The following is a 22,543-nucleotide window of genomic DNA, read 5'->3' on the forward strand; positions in this document are numbered from 1 at the left end:
AGGGATTCACCTGCGGTTGTCCGGGGCTTTTTCTTTTTTACGCAATGAAATCCGGAAGGCCCACAGCTACCCCGCGCGATTGCTGGGCGCTGGGTTTTGGCGGGTGGCGCCAAGCTATGTTTGTGGCGTGGAAAGCCTGGCGGCCACTGGACTAGTGTGAGGGCAAGCCCCATGTGGGGTGCTTGTGGAGAACTGAAAATGGAGCGACATCACAAAAGGATCATCAGTGCAAAACGGCGCAAGTTGATTGCCGCCTACAAGCTGCCAGGCTCGCCGGGAGCGAATAGCTCAGCGCCGGTGGACATGGCGGATGACAGTAATGCGGCGGTGGTCAACAACGGCGTGATCTCGTTCGTCGCGGGCATGTCGGCGTTGAATCGGGAATACATTCGCAAGAGCTACCTGCTGGCGAGCAGTTACGTCAGCGATGTGTTGAAGGTCCACCGAGGGACCGAAGCGTGGTACGACGAATTTATCAAGGTGATGATCAGCCTGGGCTGGCTGCCGCTGCGCAGCAGCTTTGAGCGGGTGGCCAGTTCCGGCAGGGGCCTGACGGTGCAACTGGCGGCGCTGAACATGATTGCCGCGATGCTGGCTTCCACCTCATTGGCCTCGCCGCTATTGGCGGCGTTGCCGAAGTTGGCGGCAGATGCGCTGGAGGCCATGAAACAGGCTCCGGCGTCCTTTGAGCTGTTCAAGCGCAACAGCACGGTGCAGGAGGGGGGCGACTTCGGCCTCGCGTCGTGCGCGCAGACCGATGGCGAAGTGACGATGGTGCTGGTGACCTACAGCACCCGTGGCGTGAGCAAGCAGGTCGGCCTGCCGTTCCTTGAGTGGGACAGCTCATCTTCCGAGGCTTTCAGCGGGCAGACCTGCCTGGTGTTGAATACCTCGGTGGTCAATGAAAAAACCATCCAGCTGATGCGCGAGAGCGCGGGTGACAAGGTGCAGCTGGCCATCGCCAAATACCGGATCTAAGGCACCAGGTAGCCGCGCACCCCGGTAAAGATGATTTGCGCGGCGAGGGCGCACACGAACAAGCCCATCAACCGACTGACAATCTGCAAGCCCTGGTCACCGAGAATGCGTTCGATGCGGTTGGACAGGTACAACACCACACCCACCGTGAGGCTGGCCAGGGCGATGCTGAGGATGGCGGTGAGCTTGTCATCCCAGTGTGGCTGGCTGACGCCCATCACCAGCAGCGCACCGATGGTGCCGGGGCCGACGGTGAGGGGGATGGTCAGCGGCACGATGGTCACGTCCTGCTGCACGTTGTCGCTCTGCACCGCCGACTTGCCCTGGGCCATGCCCAGGGCGGAGATGAACAGCACACTGCCGGCGCCGATGCGGAACGCATCCACGGTGATGCCGAACACACTGAAGATCACGCGACCGAACAGGTAGAGCAGCACGCTCGATACCAGGGTCGCCAAGGCGACTTTCCAGGCCAGGCGCCGCCGTTCTTTGTTGGAGTAGCCACGGGTGAGGCTGATAAAGCAGGACAGCACGAAGAACGGGCTGTAGAGCACCAGCATTTTCAGGTAGACGCTGAATAACACGTGGAGCATGGGGGCGGCTCGCGGCGGGAGAAGTGTGTCGAGTCTATCAGGCGACGCAGATCAAATGTGGGAGCTGGCTTGCCTGCGATAGCGGTGGGTCAGGCAACGGGTTTGTGTCTGAGGTACCGCTATCGCAGGCAAGCCAGCTCCCACAGGGGATTTGCATCTCAGGTCAGGAAGGCGCGTGTTCAGGCCTTTGTTGGCGCTGCGCCACCCAGTACTCCACCAGCTCACGCAGTTGCGACAATTCCACCGGCTTGGCCATGTGCCCGTCCATCCCGGCCTGGCGCGCGCGCTCCTTGTGTTCCGAGAGGATGTGCGCGGTGAGCGCCACCACCGGCGTGCGGATGCGCTGGTGGCTGACTTCCCACGCGCGCAGTTGCTGGGTCGCCGAGAACCCGTCGAGGATCGGCATTTCGCAGTCCATCAGCACCAGGTCATAGCGCTGGGCTTTCATCGCTTCCAGCGCTTCCTCACCATTGCTGGCGGTGTCCGGGTTGAGGTTGAGCTTGCCGAGCATGCCCCGGATCACCTTGGTGGAGATGCTGTTGTCTTCGGCCACCAGGATGCGGAAGTCGGCGGGGACGGTCACCGCGGCCGGCGCGCTGGGCAGCGGGCGTGGTTGGGTGTTGCCCTTGCTGCGTTGAGTCAGTTCGTCGGCCAGGGTGGTCTTGAGGGTGTAGCCCGCCACCGGCTTGGCGAGGATGCGCTTGATCCCGCAGTTGCGCGCGATGATCTTGCTCGGCGCATTGCTGATGCCGGTGAGCATGATCAACAGGATGTCGTGGTTCAGGCTCGGGTCTTCCTTGATCTTCGCCGCCAATTGCATGCCGGTCATGCCGGGCATGTTCTGGTCCAGCAGCACCACGTCGAAGTAATCACGCAGGTGCGCCTTGGTGCGCAGCAGCGCCAGGGCTTCTTTGCCGGACGGCACGGCGCTGACGTTCAAGCCCCAGGCGGTGCATTGCTGCACCAGCACTTTGCGACAGGTGTCGTTGTCGTCCACCACCAGCACGCGCGCGTCCTTGAGCGGGCCGTCGAGGTCGGAGGTCGGGTGTTCCAGGCGTTCGGGGTCCAGCGGCAAGGTCAGCCACAGGGTGCTGCCCTGGTGGCTGCCGCTCTTGATGCCGAACTCGCCGTTCATCAGCAGGATCAGTTGGCGGGCGATGACCAAACCCAGGTGGCCGCTCAAGCGGGTGGCCGAGAGGAAGTTCTTGCTGTGCAGTTCGCTGTGCAAGAGGGCGTCACGCTCGGCCGCTTCCATCGGCAGGCCGCTGTCTTGCACGGCAATGCGCAGGCGCGGCTTGGTGCTGCGCTCGTCCAGGGCGACGACGATCAGCACTTCGCCTTCGTCGGTCTTTTGCAGGGCGTTTTCCAGCAGGCTCAACAGCGCCTGGCGCAGGCGGGTCGGGTCGCCGCTGATGACACGTGGCACCTGGGGCTGGATAAAGCTGATCAGCTCGACGTTCTGCTGCTCGGCCTTGGCGCGGAAGATGCTCAGGCAATCTTCGATCAAGGCGTTGAGGTCGAACTGCACGTCGTCCAGTTCGATCTGCCCGGATTCGAGCTTGGAGATATCGAGGATCTCGTTGATCAGCGTGAGCAGTTCGTTGCCGGCGCTGTGGATGGTCTGCACGTAGTCGCGCTGTTTCACCGACAGCGGCGTGCCCAGCAGCAACTCGGTCATGCCGAGCACGCCGTTCATGGGGGTGCGGATCTCGTGGCTGATCTTCGCCAGGAACTCGGCCTTGGCCGCGATTTCGGCGTTGCTGGCGGCGAGGTCGCGGCTGAGGCTGAAGCGGGTTTCGACGATGGCGCGCTGGCGTTCGCCGAGGGCCAGGCTCATCAGCAAGCCGCTGAGGCAGATAAAGGCGAGCAGGGTGACGATCAAGCCTTGCGGCGCCAGCAGCGTCAGGCCGAGCAGGGCGGGGAGGATGATCAGCGTACCGGTGTTGAACACCACCATCGCGGCCACGAACAGGCGCGCCGGGCGGTAGCCTTTCTGCCAGTGATAGGCCGAGACAAACAGCATGCTCAGGCCGGCCAGGGCCACCAGGGCGTAGGTGATGATGTTCAGCGGCAGGGTGTTGACGAACAACAGCAGCAGGCCGCACAGCACGATGAACAGGATGTCGGCCATCAGCAGCTTGTTCAGCGGGTGCGGGCCCAGCGGCATGAAGAAGCGGTAGGCAAACATCAGCCCGCACGGCGCCGTCAGCAACAGGGCGAGGTAGGCGCCTGGGGTCTGGATCGCATGCCAGTTCGGCAGCCACGGCCCGATTACGTTGAGCAGCAGTGCCAGGCTCAGCATCACCAGCACTTCGCACGCCGCCAGCCACAGGCTGCTGCGTGAGCGGTGGTAGGCGAAGCGCGTGAGGTTGTGCAGGATCAGCATCAGCAGGCAGCCGAACAGCAGGCCGTAGATCAGCGTCTGGGTCTGGTTGGCGGCGGCGAGGACGGCCGGTTCCAGGGTGATGTAGGGGCGCAGTTCGTGTTCGGAGACCAGGCGCAGGTAGACCTCGAGGGGTTTCTGGCTCTGGGGCATGGGCAGCATGAAATCGCTGCTGGGCAGCGGACGCTCAGCCTGGGGCTGGCGCGTGCCGGTGCTCTGTTGTTCCACCAGGGTGTCGCCGTCCAGGACGTAGAGGCTCAGGTGGGACAGGTCCGGGGCAAACACCCGTAGCACTTGTTCGTGCCTGCCGGGTTGCAGCTTGAAGCGTACCCACAACGCACCGTCCGGCTGTGCGGCCGTGATCCGGTCGAGTTCGATGGGGCTGAATTGATTGGTGTAGCGGGGGGAACGGATGTCGCTCAGTTGCAGATCGGCCTGTTCATCAAGCAATACCGCCCAACCACTGCCTTGTGCCGCAGCCTGGGCCGGGAACAAGCAGAGCAGTGTCAGCAGACTGACTGTGAAACCTATGGCGATCCTGAGCCAGCGCACGGCGAAATCCCTTCGTAGGTTGATGCACGGGTTAACTATGCGCGGGGCGACATGTGTACGGCAAGGGCCAGGGGCCCTTGCCTAACCGAACGGATAGCTACGACTGATCAGTTGTTCTCGCCACGTTCACGGGCAATCGCGCGATAGCCGATGTCGGTGCGGTAGAAACAGCCTTTCCAGTCGATCTTCGCGGCCAGCTTGTACGCCTGCTGTTGCGCGGCGTCCACACTGGCACCCATCGCGGTGGCGCACAGTACGCGGCCACCTGCGGTCACAACCTTGCCATCCTTGAGCGCGGTGCCCGCATGGAACACCTTGCCTTCCAGCGTAGCAGCTGCGTCCAGGCCTTCAATCACATCGCCCTTGGCGTAGTCGGCCGGGTAACCGCCGGCGGCCAGCACAATACCGACGCTCGGGCGTGGGTCCCACTGCGCTTCAACCTTGTCCAGGGCCTGGGCCAGGGCGGCTTCCACCAGCAATACCAGGCTCGACTGCAGGCGCAGCATCACTGGTTGGGTTTCCGGGTCGCCGAAGCGGCAGTTGAACTCGATGACCTTCGGGTTGCCCGCCTTGTCGATCATCAGGCCCGCGTAGAGGAAACCGGTGTACACGTTGCCTTCGTCGGCCATGCCGCGCACGGTTGGCCAGATCACCAGGTCCATGACGCGCTGGTGCACGTCAGCGGTGACCACCGGAGCCGGGGAGTACGCACCCATGCCGCCGGTGTTCGGGCCGCTGTCGCCGTCGCCGACGCGTTTGTGGTCCTGGCTGGTGGCCATCGGCAAGACGTTCTTGCCGTCGACCATCACGATGAAGCTGGCTTCTTCGCCGTCGAGGAATTCCTCGATGACTACGCGCGAACCGGCTTCACCAAAGGCGTTGCCGGCGAGCATGTCGCGCACGGCGTCTTCGGCTTCTTGCAGGGTCATGGCGACGATCACGCCTTTGCCGGCGGCCAGGCCATCGGCCTTGATCACGATCGGCGCACCTTTTTCACGCAGGTAAGCCAGGGCTGGCTCGATCTCGGTGAAGTTCTGGTAGTCGGCGGTCGGGATCTTGTGGCGCGCGAGGAAATCCTTGGTGAACGCCTTGGAGCCTTCCAGCTGGGCAGCGCCAGCGGTAGGGCCGAAGCAGTCCAGGCCACGGCTGCGGAACAGGTCCACGACGCCGGCAACCAGCGGCACTTCCGGGCCGACGATGGTCAGGGAGACATTCTTTTGCGCAAAATCGGCCAGTTGCTCAAGGGCCAGCACGTCGATAGCGACGTTCTCGCACTTGGCTTCAATGGCGGTGCCGGCGTTGCCGGGAGCTACGAACACTTTCTGGACGCGTGGGTCCTGGGCTACTTTCCAGGCCAGGGCGTGTTCACGGCCACCGCTGCCAATGATCAAAACATTCATTTCAAAAACCTCGGATGACGCTGAATTCTGGAAACAATGCGGGCTGCTTTTTTGTGGGAGCTGGCTTGCCTGCGATGGCATCGACTCGGTGCATCTGATACATCGAGTCGCCCGCATCGCAGGCAAGCCAGCTCCCACACAAGCCAGTGCCCACCAGGCAAATTGGATCAGTGGCGGAAGTGGCGCATGCCGGTGAAGACCATGGCGATGCCGGCTTCATCAGCCGCTGCAATCACTTCGGCGTCGCGCATCGAGCCGCCCGGTTGGATTACGGCGGTAACGCCGGCTTTCGCGGCGTTGTCCAAACCATCGCGGAATGGGAAGAACGCATCGGAAGCCATCACCGAGCCCACTACCTGCAAACCCGCGTGCTCAGCCTTGATCGCGGCGATACGCGCCGAGTTCACGCGGCTCATCTGGCCGGCGCCGACACCGATGGTCTGGCGGTTCTTGGCGTAGACGATGGCGTTGGATTTAACGTACTTGGCCACTTTCCAGGCGAAGATCAGGTCGTTGATCTCTTGCTCGGTCGGTGCGCGCTTGGTCACAACCTTGAGGTCTTCGCTGCCGATCATGCCGATGTCGCGGCTCTGTACCAGCAGGCCACCGTTGACGCGCTTGTAGTCCCAGGCGGCAGCACGGTCAGCCGACCACTCGCCGCAGGCCAGCAGGCGCACGTTGGCTTTGGCGGCCACGATGGCACGGGCTTCTTCGCTGACGCTTGGGGCGATGATCACTTCCACGAACTGACGCTCGACGATCGCCTTGGCGGTCTCGGCATCCAGCTCGCGGTTGAAGGCGATGATGCCGCCGAACGCGGATTCGGTGTCGGTGGCGTAGGCCAGTTCGTACGCCTGGCGGATACCGCCTTCAGCGTCCGGGCTCACGGCCACGCCGCACGGGTTGGCGTGCTTGACGATCACACAGGCCGGCTTGACGAAGCTCTTCACACATTCCAGCGCGGCGTCGGTGTCGGCCACGTTGTTGTAGGACAGTTCCTTGCCTTGCAGCTGGGTCGCGGTGGCGATGCCCACTTCGGCGGGCTTGGCTTCCACGTAGAACGCCGCGCTCTGGTGCGGGTTCTCGCCGTAGCGCATTTCCTGGGCCTTGATGAACTGGCTGTTGAAGGTGCGCGGGAACTGGCTGCGGCCTTCGGTCGACAGGGTTTCAGCGGCCTGGTTAACGGTGCCCATGTAGTTGGCGATCATGCCGTCGTAGGCGGCGGTGTGTTCGAACGCCTTGAGCATCAGGTCGAAACGCTGGGCGTAGGTCAGGCCGCCGGCTTTCAGGCCTTCCAGCACATTGGCGTAGTCGCTGGCGTTCACCACGATGGCCACGTCTTTGTGGTTCTTGGCTGCCGAGCGCACCATGGTCGGGCCGCCGATATCGATGTTTTCGATAGCGGTCGGCAGGTCGCAGCCTGGCTTGTTGATGGTGGCTTCGAACGGGTACAGGTTGACGGCCACCAGGTCGATCGGCTTGATGCCGTGTTCGGCCATGATCGCGTCGTCGGTGCCGCGACGGCCGAGGATGCCGCCGTGGATTTTCGGGTGCAGGGTCTTGACCCGACCGTCCATCATTTCTGCGAAACCGGTGTAGTCCGCCACTTCCACTGCGGCCACGCCGTTGTCCTGCAGCAGTTTGAAGGTCCCGCCCGTGGAGAGGATTTCCACGCCCAGGGCTTCCAGCTCCCGGGCAAATTCGAGGATGCCGGTCTTGTCGGAAACGCTGATCAAGGCGCGGCGGATCGGCAGGCGGGTAGTCTGGTCGGTCATTTCAATTTCCATCAAAAGCAAAGGAGTCAGCAAAAAAGGCGACCGTTTTTTACGCGGGCGCCTTTCTGGTTTGATTGAATGCTTACAACAAATCGTACTGCTTGAGCTTTTTGCGCAAGGTGCCACGGTTGAGGCCCAAGAGCTCACTGGCTTTGGTCTGGTTGCCCTTGACGTAGTTCATCACGCTTTCGAGCAAGGGCGCCTCGACTTCGGAGAGCACCAGGTTGTACACGTCCGTGACGGAAGCGCCCTCAAGGTGGGCGAAATAATTGTGCAGCGCCTTCTCGACACTCCCGCGAAGGGTCTGGCCTTCTTCGCTTGGCGTGTTCAGGTGCTGTTTCAAATTGACGTTGTCGCTCACGGGTGTTGTTCCACTCACTAAAGTCTCGGTCATCATCGTCATGCGGCCACCCCCTCTCCGTCCCCTGTCCCCAGGCTCTTGTAACGCTCGCTGAAGAACTCACGAACGTTGGCGCACTGTGCTTCCGTATCATCCAAACGATTGAAGTGGGCGCGAAACTCCCTGGCGCCCGGCAGGGTTGCGAGATACCAGCCGACATGCTTGCGAGCAATGCGTACTCCCATCACGTCTCCGTAGAAGGCGTGCAGGGCGGCCAGATGCTCTAGCAGAATACGTTCCACCTCGATCAACTCCGGTGCCGGCAACACTTCGCCGGTACGCAGAAAATGCTCGATCTCACGGAAAATCCATGGCCGCCCCTGGGCAGCCCGGCCGATCAACAAGCCATCGGCACCGGTGGCGTGCAGCACGCGCCGGGCTTTCTCGGCTGAGTCGATGTCGCCATTGGCAAACACCGGCATCGACACCGCCTGCTTGATCGCAGCGATGGTGTCGTACTCGGCTTCACCGGTGTAAAGGTCGGCGCGGGTGCGGCCATGCACCGCCAGCGCTGTAATTCCTGCCTGTTCGGCGATCTTCGCCACCGTCAGGCCGTTCTTGTTGTCCCGGTCCCAGCCGGTACGGATCTTCAGGGTCACCGGCACATCCACTGCGGCGACAACGGCCTGCAGGATCTCGGCAACCAACTGCTCATCTTTCAACAGCGCGGAACCGGCGGCCTTGTTGCAGACCTTCTTGGCCGGGCAGCCCATGTTGATGTCGATGATCTGCGCCCCCAATTCCACGTTGGCCCGGGCCGCATCCGCCAGCATCTGCGCATCACCCCCGGCGATCTGTACCGAGCGGGGCTCGGGATCACCTTCGTGGATCATGCGCATCCGCGATTTGCGGGTGTTCCACAAGCTCATGTCGCTGGTGACCATTTCCGAGACTACAAGACCTGCGCCCAACCGCTTGCACAGCTGACGAAAGGGCTGGTCGGTGACGCCCGCCATCGGGGCGAGAATCAAGCCGTTGTGCAATGTGTATGGGCCGATGCGTACCGCCGACATAGGACTTCCCTGTTGTGGGGCCGGATCATTAGAGTTCGAAAAAGGGTTGGCATGATACCCGCTCTCGATGACTGGATAAAGGCTGAATTGGATAAAATCTGAACAGTTATTTCTTTATCGCCGCCGGTTTGGTTGCGCGGCGAAAAGTCAACAAACCGCCGTCAAGCCTTTGTATGCCGGCCGATTCACTCGGGCGAGTGGAAGCTCAGGCTGTAGTTCACGGCTTTGTTGCCTGGATCAAGGATGTCCAGGGAGATATGGATCGGCGTTTGCGACGGCATCTCGCTGACCCCGGCCAACTCGCCGCTCAGATATTCGGCAGGCTTGAAGCGACGACTGGCAATCAGGCTGCCGTTGAGGTCGGCAAAGCGCAGCTCCAGCAGCGGGAAGGGCTGGGAGAACGTGGCGCGGTTATAGATGATGGCATCGACCACCAGCGCGCCGGCGAACTCCGGGTGGCTGCGCACCACCAGGTTGCTGCTCTTGATATGGGCGATGTCGACCCGTGATGGCACGGTGCAGCCGAGGGTCGGGCACAGTTGCTGGAACCATGGACGATAGGCGTCCTGGCGGGCCAGGTCGTCGAATTGATAGGCGATGTACTGGCCGGCGAGGCCTGCGGCGGCGATCAACACCAGCAGGATCCAGATCAGGCGGCGGCCCCAGCCCTGCGGGCGTTTTTGCGCGTAGAGGTGCAGCGGGTCGTCTTCCAGGTCCTGCAGCACTTCGTCGTGCACGCTGGTGGTCGCGCGTGGGCGCTTGCGGCGCGAGGTCGGGCGCTCGTCGGCGTCCTGCTCTTCTGCGGCCTGGGTCAGCGGTGTGAACGGCGGGTCGATGTCGTCCTCGTCCGGCGTCGAGCGCAGTGGCGGCTCGTCGTCCAGGTCGTCGGTGTGGAATGACATGGACGGTTCGGTGCGCTGCCGGGTCGCAGGAGCGTTCGTCGGTTCGGCGTCATTTTCGTCGGCTGCCACGCGTTCTGCCGGCGGTTCGCTGAACAGGCTGGCGGCCCACTTTTCTTCCTCGGCCTTGACGGTGTCGCGGCTGGCGCTGAGGGGTTCGTCTTTTTGGCGACGGTCGGTGCCGGGTTGGCGACGTTCTGCGCCCAACGGTTGGGTGTGCTGAATCTCGCGGCGTTCGAGCTTGGCCAGTTCCTGGTCGAGGTCCAGGTTATCCAGGTCCAGTTCTTCGGCGGTCCACTGTTTCTGGCTGATGGCGCGGGGCGGCTCGGGGGCCGGTTCAACGCTGCTCGGCACCTCGGGTTCCGCCGCCGTGGCGCTGGCGCGCTGCTCCAGCAGCTGGCGCACCGCATTGAACACTTGCAGGCACGAGCCGCAGCGCACCACGCCGCGGGCCACGCTCAGTTGAGCGTGGTTGACGCGAAAGCGCGCTTGGCAATGTGGGCACTGGGTGACGAAACTGTCGGTCATGCGGCCATCCGATTCAGGCAAGCGCTCATTCTAGCGCCGACGCCCGCTGATGCGTACCCAGCCATCACGGTTGGCGATCGGGTCCAGTTCGAAATCCTTGGCGTAGGCGGCGGCCACGTCTTCACCTTGCTCGGCGAGGATGCCCGACAGGGCCAGGCGGCCACCCGGCTTGACCAGGCTCGACAGCTGCGGCGCCAGGGAAACCAGCGGCCCGGCGAGGATATTCGCCACCAGCACATCGGCCTGCACCTGCGGCAGGTCTTCTGGCAGATAAAGTGGGAATTTGCCTTCAGGAATGTTGTTGCGCCCGGCGTTGTCGCGGGAGGCTTCCAGGGCCTGCACGTCGATATCGGTGCCCACGGCCTCTTTGGCGCCCAGCAGCAGGGCGGCAATCGCCAGGATGCCCGAGCCGCAACCGAAGTCCAGCACGTTGCTGTCGGTCAGGTCCTGGCCGTCCAGCCATTCCAGGCACAGCGCGGTGGTGGGGTGGGTGCCGGTGCCGAACGCCAGGCCCGGGTCTAGCAGCAGGTTGACGGCGTCAGGCTCCGGCGCGGCGTGCCAGCTCGGCACGATCCACAGGCGCTGGCCGAAACGCATCGGCTGGAAGTTGTCCATCCAGCTGCGTTCCCAGTCCTGGTCTTCGATGACTTCGCTGTGATGCTCCGGCAGCGGGCCGCCGGTGAGCAGTTCCATATGGGCCAGTACGGCGGCGGCATCGGTGCCGTCTTCGAACAGGGCCAGCAAGTGGGTGTGGGACCACAGCGGGGTGGTGTTGAGTTCGGGTTCGAAGATCGGCTGGTCTTCGGCGTCCATGAAGGTCACCGACACGGCGCCCACTTCGAGGAACGCGTCTTCGTAGGTTTCGGCTTGTTCTGGGCTGATGGCGAGACGGACTTGCAGCCAAGGCATGGCGGGCACCTTTGAAAAATTGAATGTGCGACGGGTGGGTCGCGAAAGGGCGCAAGTTTACGCGAGCGGCGGGAGGGGTGTACACATAACAAATGTGGGAGCGAGGTTGTGTGGGAGCTGGCTTGCCTGCGATAGCATCGACTCGGTTTGGCTGACAAACCGAGGTGCCTGCATCGCAGGCAAGCCAGCTCCCGCAGAAGATTGGCTGTGTTTTGCTATCCCACAAACAACAAAACCGCCCGAAGGCGGTTTTGTTGGGTGGAGCACTTACTGGTTGGCCAGCTTGTGTTCCAGGTAGTGAATGTTCACACCACCTTCGCAGAAGCCTTCATCGCGGACCAGGTCCCGGTGCAGCGGGATGTTGGTCTTGATGCCGTCTACCACGATTTCGTCCAGGGCATTGCGCATACGGGCCATGGCCTCGTCGCGGGTCGCGCCCCAGGTGATCAGCTTGCCGATCAGCGAGTCGTAGTTGGACGGAACCTTGTAGCCGCTGTACAGGTGCGAATCCACACGTACGCCGTTGCCGCCGGGCGCGTGGAAATGCTTGACCAGGCCAGGGCTTGGGATAAAGGTTTTCGGGTCTTCGGCGTTGATACGGCACTCCAGGGAGTGGCCGTGCATCTTCACGTCGTCCTGGGTGAAGGACAGCGGGTTGCCAGCGGCGATGCTCAGCATCTCCTTGACGATGTCGATACCGGTGACCATCTCCGAAACCGGGTGCTCTACCTGCACACGAGTGTTCATCTCGATGAAGTAGAAACGACCGTTCTCGTAGAGGAACTCAAAGGTACCGGCGCCACGGTAGTTGATGTCGATGCACGCCTTGACGCAGCGAGCCAGGACTTCTTCGCGCGCTTTTTCGTCCAGGCCCGGTGCCGGCGCTTCTTCCAGTACCTTCTGGTGACGACGTTGCAGCGAGCAATCGCGGTCGCCCAGGTGGATGGCGTGGCCCTGGCCGTCGGACAGTACTTGCACTTCCACGTGACGTGGGTTGGTCAGGTACTTTTCCAGGTAGACCATCGGGTTGCCGAACCAGGCGCCCGCTTCGGAGCGAGTCTGCTTGGCCGCTTCGATCAGGTCTTCTTCCTTGTGCACCACGCGCATGCCGCGACCACCACCGCCACCGGCGGCCTTGATGATCACCGGGTAACCGACTTCACGACCAATGCGCAGAGCGGTTTCCTCGTCTTCCGGCAGCGGGCCGTCGGAACCTGGAACGGTTGGCACGCCGGCCGCGATCATCGCGTCCTTGGCCGACACCTTGTCGCCCATCAGGCGAATGGTTTCGGCTTTCGGGCCGATGAAGGCGAAGCCGGATTTTTCCACCTGTTCGGCGAAATCGGCGTTTTCCGCGAGGAAGCCGTAGCCCGGGTGGATGCCATCAGCGCCGGTCACTTCAGCGGCCGCGATGATGTTGGAGACTTTCAGGTACGAGTTCGTGGCCAGTGGCGGGCCGATGCAGATGCTTTCGTCCGCCAGTTTCACGTGCATCAGTTCGGTATCGGCCGTCGAGTAAACAGCGACGGTCTTGATGCCCTCTTCCTTACAGGCGCGCAGGATCCGCAGCGCGATCTCGCCGCGGTTGGCGATCAGGACTTTTTGCAGTTTCTTCGCAGGTTTCAACATCGAAGGCGCTCCGCGGTTCAAACGATGGTGAACAGCGGCTGGTCGTACTCAACCGGCTGACCGTTTTCTACCAGGATGGATTCGATCACGCCGGCTTTTTCAGCGGTGATGTGGTTCATCATCTTCATCGCTTCGACGATGCAGATGGTGTCGCCCACTTTCACGGTTGCGCCGACTTCAACGAAGGCTGGCGAGGTCGGTGCCGGGGTGCGGTAGAACGTACCGACCATTGGCGACTTGACCACGAAACCGTTCAATACAGGGGCAGCTGGCGCAGCAGGAGCAGCGGCGGCCGGTGCAGCAGCCGGAGCGGCAGCGGCTGGAGCCGGTGCTTGCATTTGCGGTGCGTAGAACTGTTGGGCCGGGGTCTTGCTGTGGCGGCTGATCCGTACGGATTCTTCGCCTTCCTTGATTTCTAGCTCGTCGATACCGGACTCTTCCAGCAGCTCGATCAGTTTCTTAACTTTACGGATATCCATGAATCATCAACTCCCAAGGGTCGGTCAGGGGCGCTTGGCCGGTTGTTCAATGTGTTCCAGGGCGGCCTCCAGGGCCAGTCGGTAACCGCTGGCGCCAAGGCCGCAGATCACACCTACCGCTACATCGGAGAAGTAGGAGTGATGGCGGAAAGCTTCGCGTTTGTGCACGTTGGACAAATGCACTTCGATGAATGGGATGCTCACCGCCAGCAGCGCGTCACGTAATGCAACGCTTGTATGCGTAAAAGCGGCGGGATTGATCAGGATAAAGTCCACGCCTTCGCCGCGCGCGGCATGGATGCGATCAATCAATTCGTACTCGGCGTTGCTTTGCAGGTAGAGCAGATGGTGGCCGGCTTCACGGGCCCGGCGTTCCAGATCGAGGTTGATCTGTTCCAGGGTCACTGCCCCGTAGACGCCCGGTTCACGGGTGCCGAGGAGGTTCAGGTTGGGTCCGTGCAGAACCAGAAAGGTCGCCATCGGCTGTTCCTTGTTATTGATAGGGGTACGGCAGAACCCGGCGACTATGCCGCAAAGCCTTTGTGACTGTCCAGTTCTATGCAGTAGGCAGCACGATTAGCGAGGATAGCGCAAAATTTGTGACTGCCGGGCTGGATCCGGTCAGTGTGGGAGCTGGCTTGCCTGCGATAGCTGTCTGTCAGTTGATGCATCTTTGACTGATATGCCGCTATCGCAGGCAAGCCAGCTCCCACATTTGGTCTCCATCCAGGCTGAGGCCGTGTTAAACGCGGAAAGCTTGCACCGCCGTGTTGAGCTGTCCACCGAGTACCAGTAAGTGCTCGCCCTGGCTACGGCCCTGGCCGATGCGCAGCAGATTGTCCTCACCCAGCTGATGAATCCGCTCACTGTTGTCACGAATCTCACTCACCGCGCCACTCTGCTGTGCGGTCACATCGGCAATGCGCACCGCCGTGTCGGAAATGGTCTGGATCGCCCCGACGATTTCATCCAGCGCGCCGTCGGCCGCTTGCGCTTGCTGGGCGGTGGCTTCGGCGTGTTCGACCTGGGCGCGCATGCCTTGCACCGATTGGTGCGCGGCGGTTTGCAGGCCGGCGATCAGGGTCTGGATCTCGGCGGTGGCGCCGGCGGTGCGTTGGGCCAGGGAACGCACTTCGTCAGCGACCACGGCAAAACCACGCCCGGCTTCACCGGCGCGGGCGGCTTCGATGGCGGCGTTGAGCGCCAACAGGTTGGTCTGGTCGGCAATCGAACGGATCACCGTGAGGACGCCGCCGATGGTGGCGGATTCTGCGGCGAGCTTCTCGATCATCTGCGCATTTTGCTGCACTTCACCCACCAACGCGTGCAGCCCGGTGAGGCTCAGGCCGATTACCCGCTGGCCCTGTTCCACGGCTTCACCGGCGCTGCGGCTGGCGCCGGCGGCCTGGCTGGCGTCGCCGGCCACTTGTTGAATGGTCGCTTCCAGTTCGCCCAGGGAGTCGCGGATCTGCGCGGTGTCGCCGGCCTGGCGCTCGGCGCCGTCATGCAGGCCGCTGCTCAGCTCGGCGAGGGCGCGGCTGCTGCCGGCGACTTCCTCGGCATTGCCGCGAATGGTGCCCACCAACGCCACCAGATAGGCGCGCAGGCGGTTCAGGGACGCCTCGATGTCGTGCAATTCGCGGTTGGTCTTGCCCAGGGCGATTGGCTGGCTGAAGTCGCCTTCGGCCCAAGTGGACAGCGCTGGCGCCAGGTTGGTCAGCACCCGCGCCAAACGGCGTTGCAGGGTGTCGATCAGCAGCGCGATCAGCAGGATCAGGCCGATCATCACGCCTTGCATCACCCGCACTTCGCCCTGGATCCTGCCGTGTTGCGCACGCACCACGGGCTCCAGGCCGGCGATGGCTTGCTGCACGGCGTTGATTTTCAGGTGGGTGCTGGCGGCGAGGTCGGCGCGTTGCTGGATCTGTTCGCGGGTGCGCTTGAGTTCGGCGGGGTAGCGGGTCAGCAGGCTGTTGAGTTCGCGCTTGAGGTCGACGCCAGTGTCCTGAACTTCGGCTTTTACGCTGTTTTCCAGGCCCATCAAGGCGGAAAAGTCGTCGGCGCTGGACTCGGCGCTGGCCTTCACGCCCAGCAGTGGCAGCTGCCCCAGCACGTCAGCCTGGCTGCGGATATTGCCGACTTCGCGCTCCACATCGTCCGCCAGTTCGGCGCGGCCGCTGCTGACCAGTTTGTCGCGGGCCAGGGACAGCTTGCCCAGGTGTTGCGCGGCGGCCAGCAGCGGCGGCAGGTAGCGTGCGGCGTCCGCGGAGTTCACGCCGAGGGCGTATTGGCTCAGTTGTTCCAGGTTCGCGCCCAGCTCGCGCTCGGCTTGCAGCAGCAAGGCTTGCGGGTCGCCGGCCAGCTTGCCGGCGGCGAGCAGGTCGGTCTTGCCGAAGGCGTCCAGGTCGGCAAGGCTCGGGCGCAGGTTTTGCGCGAGGTCGGCGGGCAGTTCATCCAGATGCTGCAGCAGGCTTTCCAGGCTTTGGCTGGCGCTGCTCAAACGCAGGGCGTCGCCGCTGGCGAGGTAGTCGTCGATATTGCGCGCGGCCTGGTTCTGGAAGGTCTGGGACAGGCCCAGGTAGCGTTCCATCAACAAATACGGGCGCTCCAGTGCCCGTTGCGACCACCAGAGTGTCGCCCCGAGCGCCAGGCACACGGCCACCAGCAGAAGGGTATTGAGATTGGTCAGCAGCTTCAGGCGCATGCGTGGTTTCAACCGACAGCAAAAGGTAAGTGCCTGAAGTTATTGCGTTTTCGTTACAGGGTTATGACGGTATCAGTGGAATCTGGTGAAAAGGTGGCACTTTGCTTTGACGTGCGCGCAGCCTGTACCCGGTTGCGTCCGGCGTGCTTGGCGCGGTACAGCGCCTCGTCGGCCTGGGCGGCCATCATCAGGCTGTCGGAATCGTCGCACAGCTCCACCAGGCCGGCGCTGAAGGTGCACCACAGGTCTTGCGGCTGGGCCGGGTAGTGAATTTCGGCAAAGCGCCCACGGATTTCATCCAGCACCTTGCAGGCCGATTCCAGGTCGGTGTCCGGCATGACGATGGCAAATTCTTCGCCACCGTAGCGCCCGATGTAATCGGTCTTGCGCAGCCGCTGCTTGAGAAACAGCGCCAGGCTCTTGATCACGCGGTCGCCCATGGGGTGGCCGTGGCTGTCGTTGACCCGCTTGAAGTGGTCGATGTCGAGCATGGCAAAGCTCAACGGCTTGTTCTCGCGGCGTGCGCGGAAGCTGCAGTCTTCGAGCAATTGCAGGATATGGGTGTGGTTGTACAGGCCGGTCAGGCTGTCGCGCACCATCCGCGCCTTGAGGTGGCGCGCACGCGCCGCGCGGTTGCGCACGGTGGTGATCAGGTGGCGCGGCTTGATCGGCTTGGTGAGGAAGTCGTCGCCGCCTTCGCTCATGGCGTCCAGCTGCTTGTCCAGGTCGTCTTCGGCCGACAGGTAGATGATCGGCACGCTGACGTAGCGGTCGTTATGGCGGATCACCTTGGCCAGTTCGGTACCGGTACAGGCTGGCATATACATGTCGAGGATGATCAGGTCGGGCTGGAAGTCGGCCAGCTCGGCCATCGCCTGGATCGGCTCGATCAGCGTGCGGGTGACGATGCCGGCACTGTTGAGCAGCCGCTCGGTGTGCAGCGCCTGGGCTCGCGAGTCGTCGATGATCAGCACTTTATAGGGTTCGTACTGGGCGACGCAGGTGAGCACTTCGATTTTTTCCAGCAGGCTGGAGGCTTCCAGGGTGCCGGTGAGGAATTCCTGGCCGCCGGCGCGCACGGCGGCGAGGCGGGTCGGGGTGTCGGTCTCGTGCAGGCTGAAAAACAGCAGCGGCAGCTTTTGCTCCAGGCCTTCCTGGGCTTCGGCGGCGAGTTGCAGGCCCAGGCCCGGGCCGCAGAAGTCCACGTCCATGACGATGGCCGAGGGCAGGCGCTCGGCCATCGACGCACGAAACGCCGCCACACTGTCCAGGGACTGGGCGCTCATGCCAAAGAATTCCAGCTGCTTGGCCAGGCGCTCGGCGCGGTCGTGATCGGCAAGCATCACGTAGATCGGTTTGCGCATCGGCGGCAGGAAGGTTTGTTCGAGCTGATCGCCCTGGCGCAGGCCGGTGCGCGACAGGCGCTGCATCAAGCGATTGAGTTCGGTGATCAGCTGGCTGCTCAGGCGGCCACGGTTTTCGTCCACCAGCTTGAGCGACTCGCCGATGTGCCGGGCCAACTGGCCGTGCTCGGGCTGTTCGAAACGCTCGGCAAAACGCAGCAGGCGCAGGTTGGCCTCGCTGAGTTCGGAGAGGTCGGCGTTGGACCATTCACTGCGTTGCAGGCGCTGCCAGATCTCAAGAATTTGACGTGCCTGATGAATTACCCGCTGGGCAAAATGGTGCTTGAGACGCTCACGGCTGGGGTCTTCTGGCTCGGTCATATCCTGACTACTAGTTAGGCTGCATGCTGAGGTCGAACTGATGGCTCTATGCTAGCACCTCTTTTCTGTTACATGAGTGTCATGCGTCAATTAACTGCGAGACTTGTGCATTCAATTTTTGACTCAAGGGTCGCGCAGCGCGAAAAGCGTGCATCCTTTATAGTGCTTGCGCTAAAAGCCCCGCGCCGACGGGCACGATGGGGTAGGGTTGTGGTCGGAGTGTTTGAACGCACCCGGACTATAGACGTGCATGAACTCAAGTGATTGAAAGGATATCGCCATGCTGGACTGGAAAAACCGTGCAGACAGTGCCAAAGGCCCCGCCCCTGAGCCCAAGTCGGCCAACCGCAGCTACTTTCGCACCCTGCTGATGAGCCGGGCCGTGCTCAGCCTGCTGGGCTTGTACCTGTTGGTCACCGGCGGCCTGGGGTGGTACTGGAGCCAGGAACCGGCGCTGTTCCCGGTCCAGCAAAACGCGCAGATTGCCGCCGAGAAGGAAGGCAAGCAGATGGTGGTGGGCTACACCACCGTCGAAACCCTCAAGACCGTGGTCGGCACCTTGCTGAACAAGCCCGGTGGTTATATTTCCAACGACCGTTTCCCGCCTGGCCTGTGGATGGACAACATGCCGAGCTGGGAATACGGCGTGCTGGTGCAGGTGCGCGACCTGACCCGCGCCCTGCGCAAAGACTTCGCCCGCTCCCAGTCGCAGTCGGCTGAAGATGCGGACCTGGCCAAGGCCGAGCCGCGCTTCAACTTCGACAACAAGAGCTGGGTGCTGCCGTCCAGCGAGTCGGAATACCAGGAAGGCATCAATTCCCTGAGCCGCTACGAAGCGCGCCTGTCCGACCCGAACCAGCGCGGCGCGCTGTTCTATGCCCGTGCCGACAACCTCAACAACTGGCTGGGTGACGTGGCGACCCGCCTGGGTTCGCTGTCGCAACGCCTGTCGGCCAGCGTTGGCCGGGTCAAATTGAACACCGCACTGAAAACCGAAGCCCTGGCGCCGGGTGAAGTGCCGCAGGTCGATGAAGAAGTGGTGGAAACCCCATGGATGCAGATCGACAACGTGTTCTACGAAGCCCGTGGCCAGGCCTGGGCGTTATCCCACCTGTTGCGCGCCATCGAAGTGGATTTTGCCGACGTACTGGCGAAGAAAAACGCCACGGTCAGCGTGCGCCAGATCATTCGTGAGCTGGAGGCCTCGCAGGAACCTGTATGGAGTCCTATGATTCTTAACGGCAGTGGCTTCGGTGTACTGGCGAATCATTCGCTGGTGATGGCCAACTATATTTCCCGGGCCAACGCTGCAGTGATCGACTTGCGTCAGCTCCTCAACCAGGGTTGATGATGGACGCTACTGAAAAAGAGGCCGCGCACCGTGCGGCCTCTGATGCTGAACTGATCTGCTGGGTGGACGAAGAGGACAACCTCCTCGGTCACCTGGTCCGGTCCGACCTGCGCCAGCGCGGCCTTATCGGCCGTTGCACCTTTATCTTCCTGTTCAACTCCCTAGGCGAGCTGTGTGTGCACCGACGCACCCTGAGCAAAGCCATGTACCCCGGTTTCTGGGACACGGCGGCGGGTGGGATGGTCGCGGCGGGGGAGAGTTATGCCGCTTCGGCGGCCCGTGAGCTGGAAGAGGAACTCGGCGTGGCCGGGGTAGAGCTGGTCGAGCATGACCACTTTTACTTTGCCGACGGCGACAGCCGGCTCTGGTGCCGATCCTACTCTGCCGTGTGGGACGGGCCCCTGCGTTTGCAGCCCGAAGAAGTCATGGAAGCGCGCTTTTTACCCCTCGAAACGGTCCTTCAGGAAGCGGAACAAAAGCCCTACTGCCCGGACGCCCAGGAAGGCTTGCGCCGCTATCTGGACCTGCGTCGCTAAAGTTGCATAAATTGGCGCGTTTTGGCCCTTAGCAAGTCGGCTTTTTGCCGTTACACTGCGCGACTTTTCACCCGAGCCACCCTGCTATTAGGAGTAAGGCGGTTCGGTAGCGCTGCCCCTGCCTGAGTGGGGCTTCGCGGTCGGTAGTCCCGTTGCGGGTACCGATCTGTCTTTGTCCTCCCAAGAGGATTGCCGGTGGCCAAAAAAGCCGCATCCTTCGCCGCCCTTGGTGGCCTGGTATTTTCCACCGACGCAGGTCGCCACTGCCCGGACTGTCGTCAGCCCGTGGATTCGTGTACCTGCAAACAGACCCTGATCCCCGAAGGCGACGGTATTGCCCGCGTACGCCGCGAGAGCAAGGGCCGTGGCGGCAAGACGGTGACCACCATCACCGGCGTGCCGCTGGCCGAAGAGGCCCTGAAGGAACTCGCCACCACGCTGAAAAAGCGCTGTGGCACCGGTGGCGCGTTGAAAGACGGCGTCATCGAGATCCAGGGCGATCACGTCGAGCTGCTGTTGGCCGAGCTGATCAAGCTCGGTTACAAGGCCAAGAAGTCCGGCGGCTGAGAAGCCTCTTTCCGACCTGTGTCTAAACTCTGTCCTGCGCGTGGGGTCCTACCTTGCACGCAGGCAAATCGTCATTTTCATTCTTTAGACTGCGCCAGCCTCTGATAGGGGCGGCGCCTTCGACTTCATTTATAGGGGACTTCGATGTCCGTACGACGCACACGCAAAGACGATGGCAGCCAATGGACAGTTGCGGACAGCCGCAGTGTTTATGGGATTCGCCATTGGGGGGCCGGGTATTTCGCGATCAATGATGCCGGTCGCGTTGAAGTCCGTCCGAACGGCCCGAACAGCACGCCGGTCGACCTGTACGAGCAAGTGGACGAGCTGCGCAAAAGCGGCCTGTCCCTGCCACTGCTGGTGCGTTTCCCCGACATCCTGCAAGACCGTGTACGCCAGCTGACCGGCGCCTTCGATGCGAACATCGAGCGCCTGGAATACCAGAGCAAGTACACCGCGCTGTACCCGATCAAGGTGAACCAGCAGGAAGCGGTGATCGAGAACATCATCGCCACCCAGGACGTCTCCATTGGCCTCGAAGCCGGCTCCAAGCCTGAGCTGCTGGCCGTGCTGGCGTTGGCGCCGAAGGGCGGCACCATCGTCTGCAACGGTTACAAGGACCGTGAGTTCATCCGCCTCGCGCTGATGGGCCAGAAGCTCGGCCACAACGTCTTTATCGTGATCGAGAAAGAATCCGAAGTTGAGCTGGTGATCGAAGAAGCCGCCAACCTCAAGGTCAAGCCGCAGGTTGGCCTGCGTGTGCGGTTGTCGTCCCTGGCGTCGAGCAAATGGGCAGACACCGGTGGCGAGAAGTCCAAGTTCGGCTTGTCGGCGGCGCAACTGCTGTCCGTGGTCGAGCGCTTCCGCGCGGCCGGCCTGGACCAGGGCATTCGCCTGCTGCACTTCCACATGGGTTCGCAGATCGCCAACCTGGCCGACTACCAGCACGGGTTCAAGGAAGCCATTCGTTACTACGGCGAACTGCGCAACCTCGGCCTGCCGGTGGACCACATCGACGTCGGCGGCGGCCTCGGCGTGGACTACGACGGTACCCACTCGCGTAACGCCAGCTCGATCAACTACGACATGGACGACTACGCCGGCGTGGTCGTGGGCATGCTCAAGGAATTCTGCGACGCGCAGAGCCTGCCGCACCCGAACATCTTCTCCGAGAGCGGCCGTTCCCTGACCGCCCACCACGCCATGCTGGTGGTGCAAGTCACCGACGTCGAGAAACACAACGACGACGTGCCAGTGATCGAGAACAAGGAAAGCCTGCCGGAAACCGTGCAATGGCTGGTGGACCTGCTGGGCCCGACCGACATCGAGATGGTCACCGAAACCTACTGGCGCGCCACCCACTACATGAGCGACGTGGCCACCCAGTACGCCGACGGCAAACTGACCCTGGCGGAAAAAGCCCTGGCCGAACAGTGCTACTTCGCCGTGTGCCGCCGCCTGCACAACTCGCTGAAAGCCCGCCAGCGCTCGCACCGCCAGGTGCTGGACGAACTCAACGACAAGCTGGCCGACAAGTACATCTGCAACTTCTCGGTATTCCAGAGCCTGCCGGACACCTGGGCCATCGGCCAGGCCCTGCCGATCCTGCCGCTGCACCGCCTCGACGAAGAGCCGCTGCGCCGCGCCGTGCTGCAAGACCTGACCTGCGACTCCGACGGCAAGATCAAGCAGTACGTCGACGAGCAGTCGATCGAGACCAGCCTGCCCGTGCACGGCTTGAACGAAGGTGAAGACTACTTGCTGGGCATCTTCCTGGTGGGGGCTTACCAAGAGATCCTTGGCGACATGCACAACCTGTTCGGTGACACCGACTCGGTGAACATCTACCAGCGTGAAGACGGTTCGGTGTACAGCGCCGGGATCGAGACCCACGACACCATCGAAGACATGCTGCGCTATGTGCACTTGTCGCCGGAGGAGTTGATGACCCACTACCGTGACAAGTGCGCGAGCGCGAAGATCACTGCGGCGGAGCGTGCCCAGTTCCTCGACGCGTTGCGTCTGGGGCTGACCCGTTCTTCGTACCTATCCTCGTAACCTGAGCTGGCACACATCTAGAATGTGGGAGCTGGCTTGTGTGGGAGCTGGCTTGCCTGCGATGG

General features: G+C 62.4%; 18 protein-coding genes. 5 read left to right on the forward strand and 13 right to left on the reverse strand.

Annotated features, from left to right (window positions below):
* Nucleotides 1–198 precede the first annotated feature (198 nt).
* Complete coding sequence (locus B348_RS0123750) at nt 199–978, forward strand: hypothetical protein (protein WP_017738528.1); 780 nt, start codon at nt 199–201, stop codon at nt 976–978.
* On the opposite strand, the gene B348_RS0123755 is transcribed toward B348_RS0123750, so the two are convergent.
* The 13 genes from B348_RS0123755 to B348_RS0123815 form a co-directional block, all read right to left on the reverse strand.
* On the reverse strand, nt 975–1,571 hold the full coding sequence (locus B348_RS0123755) for a MarC family protein (protein WP_017738529.1): 597 nt from the start codon (nt 1,569–1,571) through the stop codon (nt 975–977). The two genes, B348_RS0123750 and B348_RS0123755, sit on opposite strands and share 4 nt — an antisense overlap.
* A 163-nt stretch (nt 1,572–1,734) precedes the next feature.
* Nucleotides 1,735–4,506: a hybrid sensor histidine kinase/response regulator gene (locus B348_RS0123760; RefSeq protein WP_017738530.1), complete on the reverse strand. Its 2,772-nt coding sequence runs from the start codon at nt 4,504–4,506 to the stop codon at nt 1,735–1,737.
* A 107-nt stretch (nt 4,507–4,613) separates the two neighbouring features.
* Nucleotides 4,614–5,906, reverse strand: coding sequence for a phosphoribosylamine--glycine ligase (gene purD, locus B348_RS0123765; RefSeq protein ID WP_026137017.1), 1,293 nt, complete (start codon nt 5,904–5,906; stop codon nt 4,614–4,616).
* A 167-nt stretch (nt 5,907–6,073) separates the two neighbouring features.
* A complete protein-coding gene (purH, locus tag B348_RS0123770) occupies nt 6,074–7,681 on the reverse strand; it encodes a bifunctional phosphoribosylaminoimidazolecarboxamide formyltransferase/IMP cyclohydrolase (RefSeq protein ID WP_017738532.1) in 1,608 nt (535 codons plus the stop codon).
* Nucleotides 7,682–7,763: 82 nt separating this feature from the next.
* Nucleotides 7,764–8,084 carry a DNA-binding transcriptional regulator Fis gene (fis, locus tag B348_RS0123775; RefSeq protein ID WP_002555375.1) on the reverse strand — a complete coding sequence of 107 codons (321 nt, stop codon included), beginning with the start codon at nt 8,082–8,084 and terminating at the stop codon, nt 7,764–7,766.
* Nucleotides 8,081–9,094, reverse strand: coding sequence for a tRNA dihydrouridine synthase DusB (gene dusB, locus B348_RS0123780; protein ID WP_017738533.1), 1,014 nt, complete (start codon nt 9,092–9,094; stop codon nt 8,081–8,083). The genes fis and dusB overlap by 4 nt, the downstream gene beginning before the upstream one ends.
* A 185-nt stretch (nt 9,095–9,279) precedes the next feature.
* Complete coding sequence (locus B348_RS0123785) at nt 9,280–10,521, reverse strand: DUF3426 domain-containing protein (protein WP_017738534.1); 1,242 nt, start codon at nt 10,519–10,521, stop codon at nt 9,280–9,282.
* 30 nt (nt 10,522–10,551) lie between these two features.
* Nucleotides 10,552–11,430 carry a 50S ribosomal protein L11 methyltransferase gene (prmA, locus tag B348_RS0123790; RefSeq protein ID WP_017738535.1) on the reverse strand — a complete coding sequence of 293 codons (879 nt, stop codon included), beginning with the start codon at nt 11,428–11,430 and terminating at the stop codon, nt 10,552–10,554.
* Between the two features lie 267 nt (nt 11,431–11,697).
* On the reverse strand, nt 11,698–13,059 hold the full coding sequence (gene accC, locus B348_RS0123795) for an acetyl-CoA carboxylase biotin carboxylase subunit (protein WP_017738536.1): 1,362 nt from the start codon (nt 13,057–13,059) through the stop codon (nt 11,698–11,700).
* A 17-nt stretch (nt 13,060–13,076) separates the two neighbouring features.
* Entirely contained in the window at nt 13,077–13,538 is a 462-nt protein-coding gene (gene accB / locus B348_RS0123800) for an acetyl-CoA carboxylase biotin carboxyl carrier protein (protein ID WP_017738537.1), read from the reverse strand.
* 24 nt (nt 13,539–13,562) lie between these two features.
* Nucleotides 13,563–14,018 carry a type II 3-dehydroquinate dehydratase gene (aroQ, locus tag B348_RS0123805; RefSeq protein ID WP_017738538.1) on the reverse strand — a complete coding sequence of 152 codons (456 nt, stop codon included), beginning with the start codon at nt 14,016–14,018 and terminating at the stop codon, nt 13,563–13,565.
* A 262-nt stretch (nt 14,019–14,280) separates the two neighbouring features.
* Nucleotides 14,281–16,242, reverse strand: coding sequence for a methyl-accepting chemotaxis protein (locus B348_RS0123810; protein WP_017738539.1), 1,962 nt, complete (start codon nt 16,240–16,242; stop codon nt 14,281–14,283).
* Nucleotides 16,243–16,295: 53 nt separating this feature from the next.
* Nucleotides 16,296–17,966 (reverse strand): PleD family two-component system response regulator, encoded by a 1,671-nt coding sequence (locus B348_RS0123815; RefSeq protein ID WP_017738540.1) that lies wholly within the window; start codon nt 17,964–17,966, stop codon nt 16,296–16,298.
* A 280-nt stretch (nt 17,967–18,246) separates the two neighbouring features.
* On the opposite strand from B348_RS0123815, the gene B348_RS0123820 reads away from it, so the two are divergent.
* The 4 genes from B348_RS0123820 to speA all read left to right on the forward strand — a co-directional run bounded on the left by B348_RS0123820 (nt 18,247) and on the right by speA (nt 22,478).
* Nucleotides 18,247–19,314 (forward strand): DUF2333 family protein, encoded by a 1,068-nt coding sequence (locus B348_RS0123820; protein WP_017738541.1) that lies wholly within the window; start codon nt 18,247–18,249, stop codon nt 19,312–19,314.
* Nucleotides 19,315–19,316: 2 nt separating this feature from the next.
* On the forward strand, nt 19,317–19,853 hold the full coding sequence (locus B348_RS0123825) for an NUDIX hydrolase (protein WP_026137018.1): 537 nt from the start codon (nt 19,317–19,319) through the stop codon (nt 19,851–19,853).
* Between the two features lie 195 nt (nt 19,854–20,048).
* On the forward strand, nt 20,049–20,420 hold the full coding sequence (locus B348_RS0123830; RefSeq protein ID WP_012722004.1) for a translation initiation factor Sui1: 372 nt from the start codon (nt 20,049–20,051) through the stop codon (nt 20,418–20,420).
* Between the two features lie 144 nt (nt 20,421–20,564).
* Nucleotides 20,565–22,478, forward strand: a complete 1,914-nt coding sequence (speA, locus tag B348_RS0123835) for an arginine decarboxylase (protein ID WP_017738543.1) — start codon at nt 20,565–20,567, stop codon at nt 22,476–22,478.
* The last annotated feature ends 65 nt before the right edge of the window (nt 22,479–22,543 follow it).

The sequence above is a fragment of the Pseudomonas sp. CBZ-4 genome (assembly GCF_000346755.1).
GTDB lineage: Bacteria > Pseudomonadota > Gammaproteobacteria > Pseudomonadales > Pseudomonadaceae > Aquipseudomonas.